Origin of the sequence: Terrimonas alba (genome assembly GCF_042434975.1) — a bacterium.
Classification (GTDB): Bacteria; Bacteroidota; Bacteroidia; order Chitinophagales; family Chitinophagaceae; genus Terrimonas_B; species Terrimonas_B alba.
In genome coordinates, this window is the sequence record NZ_JBHMQM010000003.1 from 12,782 (window position 1) to 35,076 (window position 22,295).

13 protein-coding genes are annotated in these 22,295 nt (G+C 41.3%); all 13 read right to left on the reverse strand.

The features are described from left to right. Nucleotides 1–17: 17 nt before the first annotated feature. A complete protein-coding gene (locus tag ACFEL9_RS09030) occupies nt 18–443 on the reverse strand; it encodes a globin domain-containing protein (protein WP_385888659.1) in 426 nt (141 codons plus the stop codon). Nucleotides 444–727: 284 nt separating this feature from the next. Then, a complete protein-coding gene (locus ACFEL9_RS09035) occupies nt 728–2,455 on the reverse strand; it encodes a RagB/SusD family nutrient uptake outer membrane protein (protein ID WP_385888661.1) in 1,728 nt (575 codons plus the stop codon). Between the two features lie 20 nt (nt 2,456–2,475). Further along, on the reverse strand, nt 2,476–5,577 hold the full coding sequence (locus tag ACFEL9_RS09040) for a SusC/RagA family TonB-linked outer membrane protein (protein WP_385888664.1): 3,102 nt from the start codon (nt 5,575–5,577) through the stop codon (nt 2,476–2,478). A 502-nt stretch (nt 5,578–6,079) separates the two neighbouring features. Continuing rightward, a complete protein-coding gene (locus tag ACFEL9_RS09045) occupies nt 6,080–6,745 on the reverse strand; it encodes a 3-keto-disaccharide hydrolase (protein ID WP_385888667.1) in 666 nt (221 codons plus the stop codon). Between the two features lie 110 nt (nt 6,746–6,855). Next, complete coding sequence (locus tag ACFEL9_RS09050; protein ID WP_385888670.1) at nt 6,856–7,890, reverse strand: DUF6807 domain-containing protein; 1,035 nt, start codon at nt 7,888–7,890, stop codon at nt 6,856–6,858. 88 nt (nt 7,891–7,978) lie between these two features. Then, entirely contained in the window at nt 7,979–9,334 is a 1,356-nt protein-coding gene (locus tag ACFEL9_RS09055; protein WP_385888672.1) for a Gfo/Idh/MocA family protein, read from the reverse strand. 280 nt (nt 9,335–9,614) lie between these two features. Next, nucleotides 9,615–10,988: a 3-keto-disaccharide hydrolase gene (locus tag ACFEL9_RS09060; protein WP_385888675.1), complete on the reverse strand. Its 1,374-nt coding sequence runs from the start codon at nt 10,986–10,988 to the stop codon at nt 9,615–9,617. A gap of 88 nt (nt 10,989–11,076) precedes the next feature. Continuing rightward, nucleotides 11,077–12,720, reverse strand: coding sequence for a RagB/SusD family nutrient uptake outer membrane protein (locus ACFEL9_RS09065; RefSeq protein ID WP_385888678.1), 1,644 nt, complete (start codon nt 12,718–12,720; stop codon nt 11,077–11,079). A gap of 111 nt (nt 12,721–12,831) precedes the next feature. Then, nucleotides 12,832–15,852 carry a SusC/RagA family TonB-linked outer membrane protein gene (locus tag ACFEL9_RS09070; RefSeq protein WP_385888681.1) on the reverse strand — a complete coding sequence of 1,007 codons (3,021 nt, stop codon included), beginning with the start codon at nt 15,850–15,852 and terminating at the stop codon, nt 12,832–12,834. Between the two features lie 464 nt (nt 15,853–16,316). Continuing rightward, nucleotides 16,317–17,465, reverse strand: coding sequence for a glycoside hydrolase family 88/105 protein (locus ACFEL9_RS09075; RefSeq protein WP_385888683.1), 1,149 nt, complete (start codon nt 17,463–17,465; stop codon nt 16,317–16,319). 136 nt (nt 17,466–17,601) lie between these two features. Continuing rightward, nucleotides 17,602–19,200, reverse strand: coding sequence for a glycoside hydrolase family 28 protein (locus tag ACFEL9_RS09080; RefSeq protein ID WP_385888686.1), 1,599 nt, complete (start codon nt 19,198–19,200; stop codon nt 17,602–17,604). 20 nt (nt 19,201–19,220) lie between these two features. After that, nucleotides 19,221–20,645 (reverse strand): alpha-L-fucosidase, encoded by a 1,425-nt coding sequence (locus ACFEL9_RS09085; protein ID WP_385888688.1) that lies wholly within the window; start codon nt 20,643–20,645, stop codon nt 19,221–19,223. Between the two features lie 250 nt (nt 20,646–20,895). Continuing rightward, the gene (locus tag ACFEL9_RS09090; RefSeq protein ID WP_385888689.1) at nt 20,896–22,272 is read right to left on the reverse strand and encodes a polysaccharide lyase 6 family protein; all 1,377 of its coding nucleotides are present in this window, start codon (nt 22,270–22,272) and stop codon (nt 20,896–20,898) included. Nucleotides 22,273–22,295: the final 23 nt, after the last annotated feature.

Below are 22,295 nucleotides of genomic sequence, written 5' to 3' on the forward strand. Positions count from 1 at the left end.
TAAACTTTTACCGGATATCAGGCTCTTTTTTCTGCCGATTCCTGTTGCGCCTGTATCATCGCATTTGCAAGGACACCATAGGCAGAAGCCCAGGCTTGCATTAGCTGTTCGTTCCAGTCACCAGCCAGGCCCTCTTCAAGCGTCTCGAGCAGGCATTGTCCTACGATCATATAATGTTCCGGTTCAGCTCCATATTTGTTATGGCGGACAGCGAGCTTTTGAACATCTTCCAGTATAGTGTCTAATTTATCCAGCCGGCTCACCACGTACGTAATCATATAGGTTAACTTTCCGGCTTGTTCGTTCACATCTTTACCAAAAAGATGCCGTATTTGCGGAGCTTTATTAAACAATTTGTGATAAAATAGTTCCCCGGCCGCCTGTCTTACCGGATTTATTTTTTCCCAGGATTGCTGTACCATTTCGATTTGATGTGTTGTCATTTTATTGATTATTAAAGGGTGTACATCCGCAAAAGGCAGAATGATATTTACTACCGCTAAAATAACCGACGTTGCCGGCGCCTACGATATTCGTTTAGTGAATGGCGGAAATTTTTGAGTGAATGGTTTTAATGCAAACTCCTATGGCGAATAAGGTAAAAAAAAGTACACCATGATGTGATGTACTTTAAACTAACGATTGCTTACCGATCAGTAATGAGAACATTACCGATCTCTTTTTTAAAAAACTGCCTGCTTAAGAAAAATACCTCTGTTATTAATTATTAATTCCAACCCGGAAAATGCATACTATTATTATAAGGCTCATCTGTTGTTACTGCATCCAGTTGAGCCTGCGGAATTGGACGCAGTATATGTTTTGCCTGTATGTTAGGCGCTGCTTCAGGATTATAGGCTGTCACTCTTTCTACCAATTTACCTGTTCTTACCAGGTCGAGCCATCTCATCAGTTCACCGCACAACTCACGACTCCGTTCAGTCAGAATAAAATCTATGGAAAGATCAGCCTCGGTTATATGCATGGCTACCGGATCACCGCCTGGATAAGCCGCTCTTTCACGGATCGTATTAATATAACCTACGGCTTCGGATAGTTTTCCCGTCCTGAATGCAGCTTCAGCGGCAATCAGGTAGGTTTCGCCCAGGCGATAAGTGATTACTGAACGTATAGAGGGGAAATTCAGGTTGGCACGTTTTGTATCGAAATATTTAAACATCGCGGGCGACAAGGCATTGCTGTATTTCCTGGGTGGAATAAGCAGATAACGGCTTGCTTTTATCTGTGCATCGCTTACATCAAAGCCGGGCATATAGATCGCCGTATCACCAAAGGCAAATTTGGGTTGACCGACTACTGCATTCGCGGGGGCGCCGGGTGGTAATGGATCGGTCCATTTAGGATAGCCATTGGGATCAGGATTATTAGCGTACCAGACAGTTTGAAAAGTCTTTCCATACCTGGTATCATTTGTTTTGTCGGCAAACGCCACATCGGTTAACCATCGTGTAGGCGTACAACGGATATAAGGCCGCCCATATTGAGTGGTACGAACCATTCCCGGTTGCTTTTCATATTGAGGCACCCACATATGATTTAAAACATTATCTGCATTGAAATTGGAAACTCCACTATTGTTTGGACCGTTAAAAGCAAGATTGGAAGTATGCTGCACCGCCCAGATCACTTCGCTGTTAGCTTCATTTCCTTCTTCATATACTTTTCCAAAATCCTGCAGGAGCGACAAGCCATAAACTGCTTTGTTATCTATCAATTCTTTTGCGGTATTGTAGGCATCTTCATAATCTGTTGGCTGAGCGGCAGGGGATCCGGCTCTTGTTAAATATACTTTTGCCAGTACATGTGTTGCGGCAGCTTTTGTGGCTTTACCAGGTAACACATCTTTTATTGCGCCCTGCGATAAGTCCGCCATAGCATCTTTCAGATCCTGCACGATAAAGTTATACACATCTGCCAGGGGATCACGTTTTGCAGAAGTGGTAGGCTCGAATTGAAAATTTTTATTCAACGTAACATCCGCAAAAAATTGTACTAATATAAAATAGAAATTGGCACGAAGAAATTTTGCTTCGGCTACCATTCTTTTTTTGGTGGCTTCCGGCAATGCTACATCAGGAGCGTTATCAATAACGCCATTACAGGCATTAATGAAAATGTAGGCGTTTCTCCAATTGGCATTTACTACGCCCGTAGAGGGAGTATAACCACTGCTGTAATTATTGATATCGCTGTTGCCATCAATACCTCTTTTAAATTCATCGGTTCCGATCACTGTAACGGTAAAATAATCCTGGCTACCCCAAAACAACCGGGCCCCTGAATAAGCTGCATCCAATCCCTGCTGAAAACCTTGTGTGGTGGAAAGAAAAGCGGGTGTTAAAATCGATTTCGGCTCTTCGACAAGCTTTTTACTGCAACTACTAAAGAAAAAAATTGCGGGCACTATATATAAAAACAAATATCTTTTTTTCATGACTACTATTTAAATGTTCATTAAAATGAAATATTTACACCAAAAATCATTGACCAGTTGGAAGGTGTATCCAGGTTCAATATGGCAACAGAAGGGTTCCTGGCACTGCCGGCTACTTCCGGATCCAGCCCTCCATATTTATTGACGAACGGGGAGAAAAGAATAAACGGATCTTCTACTGTTGCATATACTCTTACAGATCCGGCGCCCAGTTTTTTAAGAAAGGATGCGGGTAACCTATAACCCACACTAATGGTTCTGATCTTTACAAAAGATCCATCATAATATCCCAGTAATGAATTGTTGGGAGTATTGGTCTGGTTAGCATTTGGTTTAGGATATTCATTTTCTCCATTCACTGGTGTCCAGTACCGTGTCTTGATATTGTTATAAGTTCCCTGGAATGTATTGGCAAAACCGGCTCCATGTAAACCGCTCCTGATCATATGTCCCCATCTTGCAAATGCAACGACGGTCAGATCAAATCCCATATAAGAAAAACGGTTGGTCATACCACCTTCCCATTTGGGTTGACTTGATCCAAGTATCACCCTGTCGTAAGTATCAGTGAGTTTTCCATCAGGTTTTCCATCGGGTCCGCTAATGTCTTCTCTTTTTATATTACCGATTACAGAACTGATACCATTCACTGTTTGTCCAAGACTTATAGCTAAGGCTGTATCGGCAGCAGTAGCCTGCCAGATACCTGCTTTTTTCCAATCATAAAAAACTCCAATCGGTTGGCCCACAAACCTGCTATTAGCTACATCTTTTGTAACACCGTTTGCCAACGCAGTTATTTTACCGCGATTAATAAAGAAGTTCAGATCGGTGGTCCAGCTAAAACTATTTCTTCCCCTGCTTTGTATATTAATGGTACTTAACTGGAGTTCGACTCCTTTATTTTCCGTCTTGCCGACATTAACTGTTACAGGATCGGGAATGCCAGATGTAGAAGGCAAATTTTTAGGTAATAATAAAGATTCGGTTGACTGCTTGTATACTTCAATTGATCCGGAGATACGGTTATTGAACAAACCGAAATCAACACCCAGGTTAGCAGTAGAAGTATATTCCCAGGTGAGATTACGACTGGCTGCGGCTTTCAGGTAAACACCCGTGGTGGTGACATCGCCGTAATTATATGGCAAAGATGATAACCCTCCCAAAGTCTGGTACGGATCAATAGCAGTACTCCCTACCCTTCCATAGCTTGCTCTCAATTTTAAATTGGAGAAAATATGGCTATTCTCCAGGAAAGACTCTTTGCTAAGGTTCCATGCTACAGCCGCCGATGGAAACGTATTATACTTATTTCCCGGAGCTAATCTTGAAGAGCCATCAACCCGAACAGCAAGCGTTAATAAATAACGATCGTTAAAACTATAGTTTAGCCGGCCCATATAAGAAAGAATATCCCACTTTCCATATTCACCCTCGCCAACTAAATTCGCTCCATACGTTGGATTAAAATATTGCAACAGATCCGCCGCGATTGTATTATTACGAAATTGATTGCTTTGCGACTCATCTTCCTGTATACTGAATAAACCAGTAGCGTTTACTTTATGTTTATTAAATGTTCTGTCATAAGTCAGAATGTTTTCCAGTGTATAACTGGTGCGGAAACCAGTGCGGTTTTGAGAAGTGGATAAGCCGCCAAGATTATTGGTAGTCTTGCTTGCAAAAAATTCTCCGTACACATCATTCCTGATCTCAATGCCGGTATTGAAGCGATACTTCAATCCTTTCAGAATATTCACATCGGCAAAAAATGTAGTAAAAGTTCCAAATCTTTTTCTTTTTTGGACACTGGCACCATCTACAAAATTTGCTAACGGGTTCCATACCTGGCTGGCACTACCGGGGACAAAATCATTTAACAAACTTCCATCAGCATTATACGGTGATGCCAACGGGCTTGCTCTTAATGCCTGTCCCAATGGGTTGGCGCCTTCGCCATCGGTAATACTATAGGTATTTAATGAGCTGATACCGATCTTAACTATCTTACCCAGTTGCTGATCTACACTGGCCTTTAAAGTAAACCGTTCAAAAGCCTGCCCAAAATAGATCCCTGTTTCTTTAAAATATCCGCCTGACACAGCGTACTGAGTTTTATCATGTCCACCTGAAAACCCTATCTGGTGATTGGTAACAAGACCCGTTTGGTAAATCAGTTTCTGCCAATCGGTACTTCTGCCATTATTAACCGCATCAAGCTCTTCAGGAGAAAAATTGCCGGCATCCGTTAACAGATCAGGGTCATCAATACCAGAGTACGTACGGTTATTACCAGTGAAGCGTCCATTATATAACGCCCATTTTTTAAATTCAAAAAACTCCTGTGTATTCATAACAGGAAATTGATCCTGGATCTTTGATGCACCTGCGTAACCGCTATAAGTAACCACTGGCTTTCCCAGCCTACCCCGTTTGGTACTAACGAGTATAACGCCGTTCGCTCCTCTTGAACCATAAATAGCCGTAGCAGAAGCGTCTTTCAATACTTCTACCGAAGACACATCATCCTGGTTGAGGTCGTTAAAATTTCCATTAAATGGAATTCCATCCACAACAATCAACGGCTCATTTGTAGCACTTATTGATCTTGATCCTCTTATTAAAATAGAAGGTGTTGCGCCCGGCTTACTATTGCCCCCGTTTTTTTGAATATCTATACCAGCGCCCTGGCCCTGCAAAGCCTGCGCCAAATTAGCGGCAGGTATATCTTTAATAGATTGTTCGCTGATAGAAACGATGGCACCGGTCACATCCGATTTCTTTCTTGTTCCATAACCCACTACTATTACCTGTTCCATCTCGTTTTTATTAGCTATTAAGTTCAATCCTAAATTTGATTGATCAGTTGTCCCTACTTTAATGTCTTTACTGATAAAGCCAACATAAGAAACAGTCAATACGCTATTTTGGGGAACTTCCAACTGAAAAGAACCGTCTTGCAGTGTAGTAGTTGCTTTACCATTTGCTTTAGATTGAACAGTAACACCCTGTAATGGTTCACCACCCTGGTTGGCAACTGTTCCTTTAACAGTAACTACCTTTTCGGATTGTCCATAGGTAAGGTTTGTAAAAAACAAACAACTAAAAAAAAGGCACATAAGCAGCAGGTCTTTTTTCAAAACCTTTGTGTGTGCCCCGGCTTGGATTTCAGAATGAAAGCATTTCATGATAGCAGTTTAATTTAAGAAGATAGAAGCATTGATTTTTTTAAATTGATCTCGTTTAAATGGTCTGTAATTTTCAACCGGGCGGAGTAACCGCAGGAGACTTGTATGGATAGCGGGGATATCACTAAGTGTAGAAAATAAAAAAACCGCAGCACAACCAATGTGTACATTTTTCTTCATACAACTTGTATATCGTTAATCAATTCTGAATTTGCTGTTCAGAATAATAATGATAGCAAGTAAATAATAATTATTGCCTGAACGATTCAGCGTATTAGCAAAACGTTCAACAATTTTAGCAGTGGAATTTTTCCTATAATGAAGAAAGGAAAATAGTGACGTGTGTTTTTAAAAAAACACTACGCATAGCAGTTGTATCGCAGTCTTTTGTTTGGGAAATTATCGAACTGGTATCTACTTCCATAAAAGTTGATCACAGTTCCTTTATGTCAATCTTCCTGTAATAAATTTCGGCACCTTCGGATTGTATGAGTATTCTTCCCGTGCGGAGACTGGCATCCGTTGCTTCATTTACAATAACGCCATTAACTATATGTGTACATTTCCCTTTGTTGGCTATCACTTCCACCTTGTTCCATTCACCGCTGGGTTTTTCATTATCTTTTTTCTTTATCACACGGGTATTTTTGGTGGGGCCCTGTTGCACTCCATCCACTACGGCGGTCACACTATCTATCAACCAGAAATCACCGCAATCTCCTTCCTGTATCTGGCACTCTACGGACCGGGGCCATACTCTATCGGTAGGCACCACGTAATAACAAATGCCGTTATCTCTCACTTTATCTTCCCTGGGTGGATACTTTTTTTCTCCCCATTTAAATTCAACAACCAAATGAAAATTATCAAACGCTTTTTCTGTGACAATATACCCAAATTCTTTTCCCGTTATTTTTAATAATCCATTTCGCACTGAAAAAACGGTATCCGGATCATTGCTTTTTCCTTTTGTTTTTAAAAAGGTATACCATCCGCTGATATCTTTTCCATTGAACAAGGGTTTAAAATCCTGTGCAGTTGATTTGCTGGCAAAAAAAACAGCGACCAGGATCACTAACAAAATATATTTCTTGTTCATGTTGATCATATTATGAATGCTATATTAAGAGATTTTCCCACAAGGACAGACATTAAGCCCACGAAGAAAATCCCTTTGTGCTCTTTGTATCTTTGTGAGATATTATTTCTTTATTTTTCTTTAGCAAACTCATCACTCAGCTTATTCATCTGGTCGCTTGTCAACACAGGGCCGGAATGTATAACTGTCCGATACCTGAAAGTTGTTGATTTCCCAGGCGCCAATGAAAAATTAAGTTCCTCTCTTCCATTGCTGAATATTTTTCTTCCCAGCGGATTAATGGAAAATAATCCATATCCTCTCGAATGCCAGTAGGCAGGATAGCCAACATTCAAAGGATGATCAATGATTCCGATAGTAATCTCCTTACCCTGTTTTTTCCCTGCGAGCATAGCCCATGGACCTTTGCTGCCCCAAACCGAATCTCCCTTTAATCCGGTGCTGCTGTAATACATGCCGGTAACATTATTACCAGAGGCCGGCACCTTTGTAACATTTCCTTTATCATCAATAAAGTTAGATGCTTCTTTTGAAGGCAGTTCCAATTCTCTTGCTACACGAATCGCAAACATGCCATCTTTCACATCTTTGAAAACTACTGGTATATCTGCAGCCGATAATGTAGTACTGCGGTCAATGATAAAGTTATTATCCTGTATACTGAAATTGAAAACAGTTTCCTCATTTAATAAAACCTTACCATCGGGCCATATCCATGTGGCAGCAGTAGTAAGCGAAGCTTTATCGCTATCTGTTTTTTTATTAAGCACTTTCTGATGAACGATAGTACCGTAATGATCTCTTTTCTCCGGCGCAATCGCCGTAGAGTTGTTCCAAAAGTCGAGACCATTTACCGATTCATAGTTCAACCAGATACCGGTATGATGCGGATGATCGGTTCTTTCACCCGCTACAGGATGAAAAGGATAGCCCCTTGTAACTGTACTTCCATCCACCGTATTCACAGGGAAAAGAAAAGGCTTCCTGCTGGAATCATAGTAGCAGTAAGCTGTCAGCAATTTATTATTAAATGAAACATCAACCTGTTTCTTATCCGGTCTCTCGATTATTGCAAACCCTTTTGTCTGGGAAAGAGCAGCGAAAGATAATTCTGATAAGATAGCGATCAAAAATAGTTTATACATAATAAGGAATTGAACATTGAATGTTGAGCATTGAAATATTAAATATTGAAACATTGCATATTGCCCATTGCTTGTTGTTTATTGCATATCAATACTTAAAAACTTTACCATTCGCCATTACTTCCTGCGTCTTTTCATCAAACGTTACCCTGGCGCCTGTACGTGCCGCCGCATTCGTCATGATAGTCGCAATGGAATGATTATAACCTGCTTCCACTGGCGCATTCGGCTGTTTACGGCTGCGGATACATTCCATCCAGTTGCGAATATGATTGGAAGTAAGCCTGTCGCCTCCGGTGTTTGCCGAAGCAACTACTGTTTCCACAGTAGATAATTTTTGCTCAGCCAATAAATTAGGCTGCATATTCATATCATCTGCAAATCGTTTTGTCAACCCACCTTTTGGTGAAACCATATTCGTATTAAGATTCAATTCACCACCATTGGAATAATAGATCTCCGCCGGCTTTTCATCGCCGTTGTGCATGCGCGAACCAAACGTAACCTGGAAGCCGTTTGACGGATCATTGGCAGGGCCATAATCAAATACAGCAGTGATGGTATCCCAATTCTTTCTTCCGTCTTTCCACATATAGATACCTCCGTTGGCGACAACAGATCTTGGGTGATCATACCCACTAAACCAATGAACGGTATCTATCTGGTGACTCATCCATTGTCCCGGCAAACCGGATGAATAAGGCCAGAATAACCGATATTCTAAATATTTTCTTACATCAAATGAGTCATTCGGCCGGTTCATTAAAAAACGTTTCCAGTCTGTATCTTCTTCTTTCAATTGACTAAGCAAGGCAGGTCTTCGCCAGCGACCCGGTTGATTCACGTTCCATGTTAGTTCAACCATTGTGATAGGCCCAAACTTTCCTGAACGTATAAATTCATTCGCCGAATGATAATTTGTTCCGCTTCTTCTTTGCGAACCAATTGTTATAATTCTGTCTGTTGCTTTTATCGCCTTCAATGCAGCACGGTTGTCTTCCATCGTTTCTGCAAAAGGTTTTTCAACATAGGCATCACAACCTGCTTTCACTGCTTCTATCGCATGCAACGCATGTTGAAAATCAGCCGTGCCGATAAATACAGCATCCACTAATTTTTTATCATACATTTCTTCATTGTTGCGACAGGCAATGATATCGTGGCCCATCTTTTCCTTCCAGGCAGCCGTGCCTTCTTCCCTTCTTTTTTTCCATATATCTGATACCGCCACCAGGTCAAAATTCAACTCCTTGTAGTGATTCATAAAACAAGGCATATGCGAACTTTTATGACGGTCTGAAAAGCCCACTACCCCCACTCTTACACGATCATTAGCACCGATGATATTGGCATAGCTTTTTGCACTGAAACCCATGGCAGCTGCATAAACGGCGGCAGAAGCTTTTGCCGACTGCCTGATAAAATGACGACGTGATACTGACATATACATTTTAATTTATTTGGCTAAAAAAATATGAACCGGAAGTAACACACTGTGCTTTCGGTAATTCTATTTATTAATTTTAAATACAATTTGATACTGTGTGCATTCCGAATTGTCGCACTCATTAACCACAGAGATTCACAGAGTTTATCACAGAGGACACAAAGATTTCCTGGTGAGCTTCGAGCCTTCTCAGTGTTCCCCGTGGTTTATTCTTACCTGTTTATACAGCGACAATTTGGAATCGTCTTTTACTACTTACAACTTATTACCATTTATCTCACCATTTCAGCTCTTTTATTTTAATACTCCTGTACGAAACAGCATCGCCGTGATCCTGCAACAGGATATGACCTTTCGGCGCTTCGCCAAAATTTTTCCAAACTACATACTTACTGATAGCGACAAGGTCTTTGTATGCTTTTGAACTCCGTATATATTCTAAAACCTTTACTCCGTTAAGATAATGTTCCACTTTATCGTTTGGATAAACGATGACTCTTCCGAAATTCCATTGACCAATTGGCCGTACGAATCTTTTTTGCTTTTCCGCTTTTATCAAATCGTACAAAGATGCCAATGTGCGGTTACCATCACGGCCCAGTTTGGCATCAGGATGCAACGTATCATCCAATACCTGGTACTCTAATCCTATCGCTGAACCGCTGCTTGCTTCGGCCAGCGTAACAAAATATTTGATACCGCTGTTAGCCCCGGGAGTAAGTTTAAATTCAAAAGATAAATCAAATGCAGCAAACTGTTCGGTGGTAACAATATCGCCGCCGTTTGTCGCCTCCTTACCTTCTGCACGGGCCACGGAGAGAACTCCGTTATCAATAACCCATCCTTTTTCCGGAAACACTTTGCCCTTTGCACTTTTCCATCCCTTGTTTGTTTTTCCGTCAAATAGCAAATGCCAGCCATCTTTCTTTTCATAAGCTGTTAAACTGTTAACAGCAAAATTAGAAACATACACATTGGAAGGAAACGGGGTTGGTACCAGGCCCGTTGTTTTGATACGGACATTTTTGTAACAAACTTTTTTTCCTGCAGGGTCGGCTGTTTTAATGCCATGTACCTGTAATCCTATAAACCCTTTTGCATCTACAGTATCCACCACATAAGCGGTTGCCACTCCATTCACCCATGTTTTCATTTCATTGCCGATGCATTCTACTCTAAAATGATTATACTCTCCCTTCCTGTAAGCATGTTGTGCACGGGCATTCAATTGCATGGGATAAAGCCATTCCCGTCTTCCTTCATCATAAATACCCCCGGTCCACCTGCGGGGCGTTGGATCTATTTCACATTGCCGGCCATACACACGGCCCTGCCCGTCAAACGCATCAGGATTGAAATGGCTGCGTGTTTGCAAACCTGCATTTCCTTCTTCATCTTCCACAAAAACATCTGCTTCAAGAATAAAATCTGCGTACTCCTTTTCAGTAACCAGGAAAGTGTTTCTTGAATTCATTACAGTCCGTCCAACAATAACACCATCTTCAATGCTGAAATCAGCAGTACCGCCAAGCCTTTTCCAGCCAGTCAGATCTTTTCCATTAAAAAGATTTTGCCAGCCTTTTTCGGGTGATTGCGCCAACAAGCCAGTGCTGAAAAAAGAAAGAACAGCACATAAAATATTTCTTTTCATCAATACCTGTTTTTAGTTTTTTATAAATAGAAAGAGGCTTTGGAATAAGCCCCCTCCCATCGGTTTTGTTATTCTTTAATTTTAATAATCAGTACCCTGTATTTTGCGGAAAAGCATTTGTTGTCCTGTCAATCTGTTCTTGCGGAATGGGCCGCAACACATGAAAGTCTTTGATATTTGCTGCCGCATCCGTGTTCCATTTTGTTACTCTCTCTATCAGCTTGCCGGTACGTACCAGGTCGAACCATCTGTCCTGCTCACCTAATAATTCACGGCCCCTTTCATCCAGGATGAAATCAATATTCAGCATATCAGGTGTTGCAGTCATTGCCGTTCTGTACGCAGCATTCAGCACAGCATCTGTAGTAATCCGGGCAGCTCTCCAGCGTACTGCATTAATAAAATCAGCCGCTGCTATATTATCGCCGCTATACATGGCAGCTTCTGCGGCAATCAAATAAGTTTCGGCCAAACGGAAGGCAAGATAATCACGGGAGCCTTCAAAAGTTGTCCTGTCGGGGCGCAAAGGATCGAGGAATTTAATTAGTGAAGGGTAGATTTTGGCCGTGTATTTACTGGGCGGATAAACCGCATAAGGTTTACTGTTGATCTCGGCCGCAGATAATTCTACGCCGGGCAGCCAGATACAGGTGTCACCTACCCTGTACTTTGGATTTCCGCTGGCATCCTTTGGAATGGTGGCTGCATTATTGGAATAAAATACATGCTTAAAACTTTTTTCGTACCGGGCATCATTAACCCTGTCTTTAAATATTGAATCCAATGTGAATTTTGTAGGCCTGAAACGTTTAAAAGGACGGCCATTGGCCACATCTCTTTGCATTCCCGGCAATACATCATATTCCATCAGGAAAAAAACATGGGCGTTATTACCCGTGCTATTGGTACGTACATCATTGGTGTATTGTACCGCCCAGATAACTTCATCATTTTTTTCACCGCTGCCCTGTTCAAACACCCTTGCAAAATCCGGCAGCAACTTATGTGTGTAGTTGGTTATTACATTTTTTGCATACAGCAAGGCATTGCCATAGTCTGTAGCCTGTTTGGCTACAGAGGTGGCTTTGGTAAGATAAACTTTTGCCAATAAATGTTCGGCTGCTGCTTTGGTAGCCCGTCCATAGTCGGTGGGTTTTACTTCTAAATTTGGAAGGGCGGCTTCCAGGTCGGCGATAATAGCCGGATATACTTTATCCAATGACTCACGGTTGGCTTCTGTGGTTACAGAAGTATTGCCTTTTAATGGCAAAGGGATAGGGCCAAACATCTGGGCGAGTACAAAAAAGTAATGTGCCCGTAAAAACTTAGCCTCGGCCACTCTGATATTTTTTGTTTTCTCCGCTAATCCAGCTACTTCCGGGGCAATGTCCACAATCATATTACAGGTGTTGATAGCTAAATAAAATTCATTCCATATTTCCCTGATAATAGATACCCGGGCATCCAATCCCGGGGTATATTGGTTTACGAACTTGAAAGAGCCATCGGCCCCCATGGTATAGGTATCTGTACCAAATACAGTAAGCGACATCCCTCTTTCTGTTGCATAAAAATTACGGAGAGATGAGTAGGCTGCCTTAACCCCGTCCTCAAAACCATTTACTGTTTTCATGTATTCCAATGGTGATTGTGAATGCACTTCTTCTTTCAGCATTTTGTTGCAGGAGGTAAACAGAAGGGCGGGTATGATATAAATTAAAAACTTTTTCATTTGCTAATTTTTGTTTTTAGTCACATAGAATTTGAAATAAAATTTTCATCACTGTTGATATAATAGGCCGAAAAATTTTATGTCTCATTTCATTTGTTGATTTTTTAGCGATTAAAATTTTGCATTGAAACCAAAGGAATACATGGAGGTAGCCGGTGTATTAGCGGTGGGATACTCCGGGTCTATTCCTTTTTCTTTCTGCCTGTAAGGAGCAAAAATCAATGGTTGCTGTGCTGATGCATAGAACCGCAAACCTTTTATGCCTATTTTATTTACAAAACGTTCGGGCAGGTTGTATCCAATATTAATATTCCTGATTTTTATAAACGAGCCGTCAAAATATTGCAGGGTTGAATTATAAATGGGTCTTTCAGAATTTTCATCGGGGCGGGGGTAATTATTAGTAGGATTTGTTTCTGTCCAGTAATCTACCTTCAGATTATTGTATCTGCCCTGCAGCTGCATCCAGGCACCATTGTGAAAACCACTTGTAATTTTATTGCCAAACCTTGCAAATATAAATATGGCAAGATCGAATCCTTTATAAGAAAAGCGGTTGGTAATACCGCCTGAAAATTTCGGGACATTGGATCCTAAAATAACACGGTCGCTTGCGTTAATAAAACCATCACTGTTTTGGTCTTTGATTTTTATCTGCCCTGGTTTTTGGGAAAATAGTTGTGCCGCATTTTTTTCTGCTGTTTGCCAGATACCAATTTTTTCATAATCATATATTACGCTTAATGGCTGGCCGATAAACCATCCATTTCCAATGTCATCTTTTTTTCCGCCAAACAATTCCACGATCTCTTCTTTATTCTGGAAAAAATTCAAATCCGTACTCCAGCTAAATCCGCCTTCCGTGTTTTTATGTTTTATGTTGACGGTTGATATTGTTACTTCATATCCTGTATTGCGGGTGGAACCGATATTTTCTAAAATACTACCATAACCACCAGTAATGGGCAATTGCCGCTGCATTAATAAATCGTGAGTATTTTGCCGGTACACTTCTACAGATCCTGTTATGCGGTTATTAAAAAAACCAAAATCAATACCTGCGTTGAAAGAGCCTGTTGACTCCCATTTCAGGCTGGGGTTAGGGATGGTAACAGGGCGGTAGCCGTATGCTGCCGTATTATCAAATGCGTAAGTTGTTCTGCCCAGACCTCCCAATGTTTGATAAGGGTTGATGCCTGTATTGGCAGTTTCTCCATAACTGGCCCTTAGTTTCAGGTTGCTTATTATATTGCTGTTGGAAAGAAAATTTTCATTCGCCATATTCCAGCCAATTGCTACAGAGGGAAAGAAACCCCATTTCTGACCGGAGGCAAATCGTGAAGACCCATCAGACCTGCCGGTAACAGTAAGCAGGTATTTATCATTGAACACATAATTGATACGGGCCATATAAGACAGGATGGTCCATTTTTCAAAAAAACTACCGACGCCTGTTATGATTGGCGCTGCGCCGAGGTTGTAATACTGCATATCCTGGATAGGTACATTTTGTACGCCGTTGTTTGTACCCTCCTGCTCCCTGGTTTGCACACCATACAAACCTGTAAAATTGAGAGCATGTTTTCTGTTGAATGTTTTGTTGTAGGTAATAATGTTTTCCAGTGTGTAGGCAAAAACAAAATCTTCGGAGGTGCTGGCAGTAGGGTCGCCGCCGCGCCGGTCATTGGTAAACTGGCCGATATATCTTCCATTCCGGTTTTGTATTATATCCGGGCCAAAGTTTATCCGGTACTTAAGGCCTTTCAGTATTTCTATTTCACCATATAAAGAGGCAAATAACCGGAAGCGTTTATTTTTATCAACCTGTGCTCCTTTTACTAATTCTGAAAGCGGGTTGGTACGAAGGCCATCCGTTGTAGGCAGAAAAATAAGATTGCCTGCAGAATCATAAGGTACTCCCAATGGGTTTTCGGCAAGGGCATCATCAATAGGGTTCAGGTTGGCTCCGTTCCTTGTGCTATAAGTGCCTAAAACGGAAGATCCAACCTTTATTCTTTTACCAATCTGCTGGTCTATATTAAGACGCAAAGTATAGCGGGTAAAATCCTGTACCGGCACAACGCCTTTATCGTTAAAGTAACCAATGCTGATACCATATTTTGTTTGTTCCCCGCCCCCATATACACCAAGCTGGTGGCTTTGCTGAACACCATCTTCCAGCATTAAATCCTGGTAATCGGTATATCTGCCCTGCTCTATTGATTTTAGTTCAACCGGTTCAAACAATGCCTTGTCGGACGAATCCTTATTGGAATCTTTATACTTACCACTGGTACGGCGTGATTCTCTTTTATACTCTGCGAATTCAGCGCCATTGAAAATGTCCGCCGTTCCAAGGGTTTTTACCACACCTATATATGCATCGTAAGTAACTGTTGGCGCCCCTGTTTTGCCCCGCCGGGTAGTAATAAGGATTACACCGTTAGCGCCCCTGGAACCATAGATAGCTGTTGCCGATGCATCCTTCAATACTTCCATTGATTCAATATCATTGGGGTTTATATCATTCAGGCCACCGGATATAGGAATACCGTCCACTACATACAGCGGGTCGTTGCCGGCAGAAAAAGAACGGTTACCACGGATACGTATGGTAACATCGGCACCAGGACTGTAACCTTGAGTTACTGCATACAAACCAGCCACACGGCCCTGCAATGCCTGTCCGGGGCTATTTACCGGTACTTCCCTAAGAGCATTAGAAGCTACAGAAGAAATAGCCCCGGTAACGTCCCTTCTCTTTTGTTGTCCATAACCCACTACTATCACTTCATCCAGTTTTTTAATATTCTCCTCCAACCCGATGGTAAAAGAGGTACGGTTTGCCACAGTAATCTCCTGCGACAAATAACCCTGGTAACTAAATACCAGTATAGCGGTACTGCCGGGAACAGAAATTTGAAAATTGCCTTTATCATCGGTGGTAGTACCCTCAGGTGAGCCCTTTATGGTAACAGATACGCCGGCCAAAGGACCGCTTTCCTTAGATGATAATACTTTGCCCCCGACAGATATACTTTGAGCAAAGACTATTGAACTGAAAAAAAGAACGGAAAAAACTAAGGAAGCGCTTTTAAGCAGCACTATCCCTTGTAGGGGTTTTCGAAGCATGGCAAGCAGTTTTAGTTTGTTAGATGAATGGTAAATACAGCTTAATCACTGAATATTTAGAGTCAGCTTGTAATTGCTGAATGCCTTTCAAGCCTTTCTAAAACAGCTGACTACGCCCTCAATTGATTTAAGCAAACGTAAAATATACCATCATCATCAAATACCATCCCTCTTTCTACGCAATCGTTACCGTATTCCCAAAATCAACTACTTCGTGAAAATATTAGGCTGATTTAAAATGAGAATTCCGGCCACAATTATTATTGGCACCCTACTTCACATTAAATCCTTGTTGTAATGTTCTGGCAAATTGGGACACACGAAAAGCTTTGCCAAAATAGCTGAATAGTTTGCCAATTATTTAAACTGGTTTGGCACGGGAAAAGTCCCTGCTTTTATGTTCTGATTGAAAAATATGAGAATAGTGTGTTGCTTTTATCCGCGTAAAAGATAACCACCGGTTATTATTTTCTCAGCAATGCTGTTGCACACCACAATACCGGCGCCTGTCCATGCAGATCGCCTACATTTCTTTTGCGATCAAGATAATATTGCCGGTCATTTTTTTTGTTGGTTCCTTCACATACTTCGCTGATCTCCGCTTTGTCGTTGAGGTAGGTAATAAGCGTCAACCATGCCTTACGTGCGGCAGGTGCATATGTTTTTTTATCCAGCCAGCCTTCTTTTACACCGGTAATAAAAGCGAAAGTGAACATACCGGTACTTGATGTTTCCTTCCATGATTCAGGATCGTCGATCAATTGACGCCACATACCATCTTCAGCCTGGTGTTTAAGCAGTGTTGCCATCATCATTTTATATCCCTTCATAATGCGTGGTCGATCAGGATTATCTTTTGGTAAAGAACGCAACAGTTCACTCATGCCTGCCGCCATCCAACCATCACCTCTTGCCCAGAAGAAAGGAACATCCGGTGCATGATAAAAAAGTCCGTTGGGTTGTTGCAGTGAATCAAGATAAAATACCATTTCTTTAGCAGCCTTATCTATATATCTACGATCGCCTGTGGCACGATACGCCTGTGATTGTACAGCCGTGATCATAAACATGTCGTCGATCCATAAGCGTGTTTGCCATGTCAATCCTTTATTGTAAAAACGATGCGACTCCGCAGTCACTCTTTTCCCTTCCGGCGGGCCCCATTGCTTATCGGCAATATGTTTACCCAGTTTCAAATATTTTTCTTCTTTGGTTTGCAGGTATAATTCCAGGGGAACGGCACCGAATACCGTATAGTCGACATGATCAGGCACCGGGATCAATGTATCGCGGCTGCCAAATAATGGTTCGAAACGTTGTGCCAGTTGCTCCGCCAATTTTTTATTCCCTGTTTCTTTAGCAAATGTCAAAGCACCATACCAGGTACATGTTTCGGGATAAGTGATCACTTTCGGTGGTGTGGTACGGTTAAAATTACTATGCGGTATAGCGATAAAACGTTCCGCCACTCTTATACCGATCTCTTGCGGTGATGTTCCTTTGGGCCAGGTCCTGAGATCTGAACTTTCATTTTTTGATTGGGCAAAATCAATACCCGGTCTCAACAATGTAAGAGACATTATTAAAAGTGGTTTTACAAAAATGCGTCGCATATTACAATCGGTTTTGTGCATATTATGGTTTGCTTAAATCGTTCAATTTATAGCCAATATTTGTTAAGGCTTGTTTACCTGATCGTTCATACAATTGAGAATAACTTCTTGTTCTTCTCACTTTGACAGGTTATTCTTAATCAGCTGCTCCAACCTCACGTTTTACTGCAGGTACTGATTCAATTTCCTTTTTGACACCAGGCGTTTGGTTTTTCAACAACTGTACAGTTTTACAACTCGCTCCCTCAACTCTTACAAAAGCAGCCGCGGTTCCTTTTATCTTATTATTATTGACAACAGCTCCTTCTACATTTTCTAAACGAATGATCGATTGAGCACCATGGGTAGTAGGTATATCGCAGTTTGAAATCTCAATGTCTTTCCCATCCTCACAAATAAAAGCAGGACGCAGATCATTATTTTTTAAACGGAAGCTGATATTTTTCAACTTCAATCCTTTTACATGCCTGGCCCATACCCCATATGCAGGAATAACAGGACCGAATGTTTTCACTTCGGGATATTGATCAATAGCTTCGGGAACAGCATGTCTTGCATCTTCCGCAGTACCTGTTCCTAAAAGATCTATTTCAATATTTTCCAGTGTAAGATTAGTTATGTAATGCCCGGGAACACCTGTGATCAAAATACCGGAAGGCGGTTTTAATTGTGCAGAATCAGCGGCTTTTGCTTTTACATTTTTTATTATAACATTTTCAAAAATACCTGTTGATTGCTTTGAATCCTGTCCTTTACGGAACACATTCAATCTCGAGCCCAAACGAAAGATCATTGGTGTTCTTACTTCAGACATGGTGATGTTTGAAATTTCTACATTCCGCAGGTGAGCGCCGTCAACAGAAAATAATTTGATCCCTCCATTTCTTGTATCGTAAATATGGCAATTGGATATCTTAATGTCCTCAAAAGCCGCCATCGATTCTGTGCCCATCTTTATACCGGCCTGGCGGCTCTTTAATCGCATACCACTTACTACAATATTTTTACAACCCATCGTGCTGGATGTAGTTTTAAAAACCAATGCATCATCACCACTCACTATATCACAATTTTTTATACGAACGTCCTGGCAACCGTCGATACCGATGCCATCGTTGTGTGCTACGCCTACGCTGACGATCTTTACATTTTCAATATGAATATTTTTTGATTGAAAATAATGCGATGTCCAGGCTGCGGCATAATTCAATGTGATATCTTTTACCGTAACACCATCACACCTGACAATGCGCACTAAAAAAGGGCGACGGCCCCAGCGCTGACCTTCCGGTCTTGTATCTTTTATAATATGTTCCGCTTTCAATTTGGAACCTTGGCCATCAATGGCTCCTTCACCTTCTATACCGATATTTTTGAGATCAATGGCTACCAATAATGCCCAGCCTACATCAATGCCGAGGCCTTCCGTAAAAGGATCGAGATTCCGGTAATCTTCTATGTTTGTACTTCCCAGCAAGCGGGATCCTTTCTGAAAGTGCAACGTAACATTATCTTTCATCGCAATCGTACCGGATAGATAAATCCCTTCGGGAAAAATAACTTTTCCCCCACCACTTGCACTACATTCATCAATTGCCTTTTGAAGAAATACAGTGTTCATCGTTTGTCCATCACCTACTGCACCATGATCTTTTATGTTTACATCCTTTGCATGTAAACAAAAACAACCTGCAATAGCAGCGAGAGAGATAGCTATTTTTTTAAGCGAAATCACTGATAAAAATTAAAAATTGATCAATCGAGCTCCCCTGCTTTCATTTTGTCTTTTGGCTTAGCTGGTCCGGCTGCTACAGATCCTTTTACTTCAACCTTTATGACGGTTGCGTTCGGATCCAATCCGTTTTCCGGCACATTGATAACAAGACCATCATTGGTAGCTTCTGTTTTCAGTGTTGTATTATTGGCTAATAATTTAACTGATACTATTTCATTTTTCAAACCCGGTATGGAAAGCTTACCATCTTTCGGCCATTCAAAGACAGAAAAATAAAGTATCGTGTTATCGCCTTTTTCTTTTTTAGTGCAACGACCCCAGGGAAATAATCCGAATGGACTTGCTTTTGTACCATAAATAGATTCACCATTTACTTTCATCCATTTACCCATTCCTTTGAGTAAATCAATACTCTCTTGAGGAATCGTGCCATCCGCCTTCGGCCCTACATTCAATAAATAATTACCGCCTTTTGAAGCAATATCAACTGTATTTTGAATAAGTGTTTTTAGGCTTTTCCAGTTATGCGCATAACTTTTATATCCCCATGTTTCATTCATCGTCATGCAGGTTTCCCAGTCTTTTCCGTCCAGCTCACTTAAGTCGGGTATTCTTTGTTCCGGCGTTTTATAATCACCGGGATAGTTGGGACGTTTCAACCGATCATTGGTGATAATGTTCGGCTGCATTTTTAATAGCGCATTTAACTTTTCCGCGTACTCATCCGTCATACCGGTTGGTGTGTCCCACCAAAGCACAGCAACATCACCGTAGTTGGTCAGTAGTTCCTTTACCTGCGGTACAGCTATTTCATCAATATATTGCGTCATTGTTTTTGTTGTTTGCGCCGGATCCCAATGACCGCTATGCGTCTGGGTATAAGCATCAATTTTCGCGGAATCAGGATTCGCCCATCCTTCACTTGCTACTTTACGTGCAGCAGCGCCACCGGGATTGTTCCAATCCTGCGCCTGAGAGTAATAAAATCCAAGCTTAATACCGTGCTTACGACATGCTTCCGCCAATGGTTTCAGCAGATCTTTTTTATAAGGAGTAGCATCCACTATATCCCATTCACTGGCTTTGGAATCAAACAAGGCAAATCCATCATGATGTTTGGAAGTAATTACGATGTATTTCATGCCGGCATCTTTTGCCATTCTTACCCATGCATCGGGATCATATTTTACAGGATTAAAATCTTCAGCGAATTGTTGGTATTCGGCAACCGGAATTTTTCCCCGGTTCATGATCCATTCACCAATGCGATTGATCTTTTGTCCTTTATACGTACCGGCAGGAACGGCATAGACGCCCCAATGTATAAACATACCCAAACGGGCCTCCCGCCACCATTCCATCCGGTCATCCTTCACACTGGTTTGTGCATTTAATTGAAAAAATGAATAACTACATACGACAATAATAGAAAGAATTTTTTTCATGTGTTAAGCTTGATCGTTACATAAAGAAATCAGTAGGGTTAACATCTGCAACTAACCAATTATTATGACCGGTTTTTTCCCGATAACTCGCTTTCTATTCATCTATTTTGGCAACAACCCAGAGCTTGACGAAGGGTAGTCTGTTTAGGCTGCCCGTTTCCCGTTATAAACCTTTCTCGTTTTTTCGTTACTCTTTATTCGTGATTACTGGCAATCTTTTTCACTCTCTGATCATCTCACGACAAAGTATTTACCTCCCCGCTCCAACATCCGAAAGATTTAAGATCTTCGCTTTTATAGCACTTGTAGAAAATTCATCTGCTCCTATATCCAACTTTGAAGTTCTTGTTTGCCCATCCATATCTACAGTTATATTTGGATAATTTTTTTTGGCAGCATTGATAGCGGGACTTCCTTTTTGAAGATGAAATACGCCTGATGCATCCTTCATTAATTTCGGATCTGTTACTGTGTACGTTCCTGCAGACATATTGCCAGCACCATTTGTATTAAAAATTACATTTCCTTCCCATACATGATTGGAAGCAGGGCCCGCGACGCTTGCAGCAACATCTCCGCCTTGCACAATATTATTTACAATTGTAATAAAGGTAGAACCCAAGCCATTGTTTCTGGCAGTTTGTACAATGTTGGTCTTATTATTAACTAATGTATTAAAAGCAATCAATACACGATCAGGACGATCATGTGAAGTAAGCGGAGCACCATCGGCTACTTCAGCACCGCCATTGCCAATGTTAATAGCGATACTGCAATTCTCAAAGTAATTGCTATAGACCAGGTGGTCATCTCCAAAGATCCGCAGACCAGGCGTATTGATAAAGTAATTGCCATATACGTGGTTGAAATTCCCATGCCTCAGGGTGAATTGAGCCGGACAATTGCGAATAGTATTATACCGCAGTGTTACCCCGGACGCCTTCACGGAAATTAATTCGTTTTCACCGGCGCAATCCTCAAATAAATTATACTCTACAATGCTGTTGCTGGATGAAAGACTAAAACCACTTAATCCAAACTGTAAAGCTTCAGCACCGTTACGCCCTCCCTGGCTTTTATGTTTTTTGAAATAGTTATGATGTATCCAAAGTCTTTCTGCTATCTGGCTACCGGTGCCTTTTATAGCAATAAATTTTCCCAGCGAATCTTTATTCTGAAAGGTATTATAATCAATCTGGTGGTCACTGCCTGCAACCGTAAGATAATCACCTGTTCCGGGTGTTTCAAAAATATTGTTCGTCCATTCACAAAAATTCGTACCTGCATTTAATCTTGCTTTGCCCGCCGCATGTGTAAATTTAAAACCGCGGATAATAATATAAGCCGCAGGACTAACCAAACTGAATCCCCCACTACCTGTGATCTCGCTAGCACCTTCGGTCTGCGCAGCGATTGTTATCGGCTGGGATTTTGTTCCCGTTTTGTTAATGACAATGTCAGCTGTGGTGGTATATACTCCGCTTTTCAGAAAAATATTATCTCCCGGTCTTGCATTATTGATCGCCTCTTGAAGCTCGGTGATCGACGATACGGTAATCGTTTTTGCCAAAAGTTTTCCCGGAATAAAAAAAACGGCAAACAAAATGGCTATTAAATATTTTTTCATGCTCTTTTATTTTAATCGTTACC

Coding starts and splice junctions, on each gene's coding strand:
- ACFEL9_RS09030 (WP_385888659.1), bottom strand. CDS start 443: ATGACAACACATCAAATCGAAATGGTACAGCAATCCTGGGAAAAAATA.
- ACFEL9_RS09035 (WP_385888661.1), bottom strand. CDS start 2,455: ATGAAAAAAAGATATTTGTTTTTATATATAGTGCCCGCAATTTTTTTC.
- ACFEL9_RS09040 (WP_385888664.1), bottom strand. CDS start 5,577: ATGTGCCTTTTTTTTAGTTGTTTGTTTTTTACAAACCTTACCTATGGA.
- ACFEL9_RS09045 (WP_385888667.1), bottom strand. CDS start 6,745: ATGAACAAGAAATATATTTTGTTAGTGATCCTGGTCGCTGTTTTTTTT.
- ACFEL9_RS09050 (WP_385888670.1), bottom strand. CDS start 7,890: ATGTATAAACTATTTTTGATCGCTATCTTATCAGAATTATCTTTCGCT.
- ACFEL9_RS09055 (WP_385888672.1), bottom strand. CDS start 9,334: ATGTCAGTATCACGTCGTCATTTTATCAGGCAGTCGGCAAAAGCTTCT.
- ACFEL9_RS09060 (WP_385888675.1), bottom strand. CDS start 10,988: ATGAAAAGAAATATTTTATGTGCTGTTCTTTCTTTTTTCAGCACTGGC.
- ACFEL9_RS09065 (WP_385888678.1), bottom strand. CDS start 12,720: ATGAAAAAGTTTTTAATTTATATCATACCCGCCCTTCTGTTTACCTCC.
- ACFEL9_RS09070 (WP_385888681.1), bottom strand. CDS start 15,852: ATGCTTCGAAAACCCCTACAAGGGATAGTGCTGCTTAAAAGCGCTTCC.
- ACFEL9_RS09075 (WP_385888683.1), bottom strand. CDS start 17,465: ATGCGACGCATTTTTGTAAAACCACTTTTAATAATGTCTCTTACATTG.
- ACFEL9_RS09085 (WP_385888688.1), bottom strand. CDS start 20,645: ATGAAAAAAATTCTTTCTATTATTGTCGTATGTAGTTATTCATTTTTT.
- ACFEL9_RS09090 (WP_385888689.1), bottom strand. CDS start 22,272: ATGAAAAAATATTTAATAGCCATTTTGTTTGCCGTTTTTTTTATTCCG.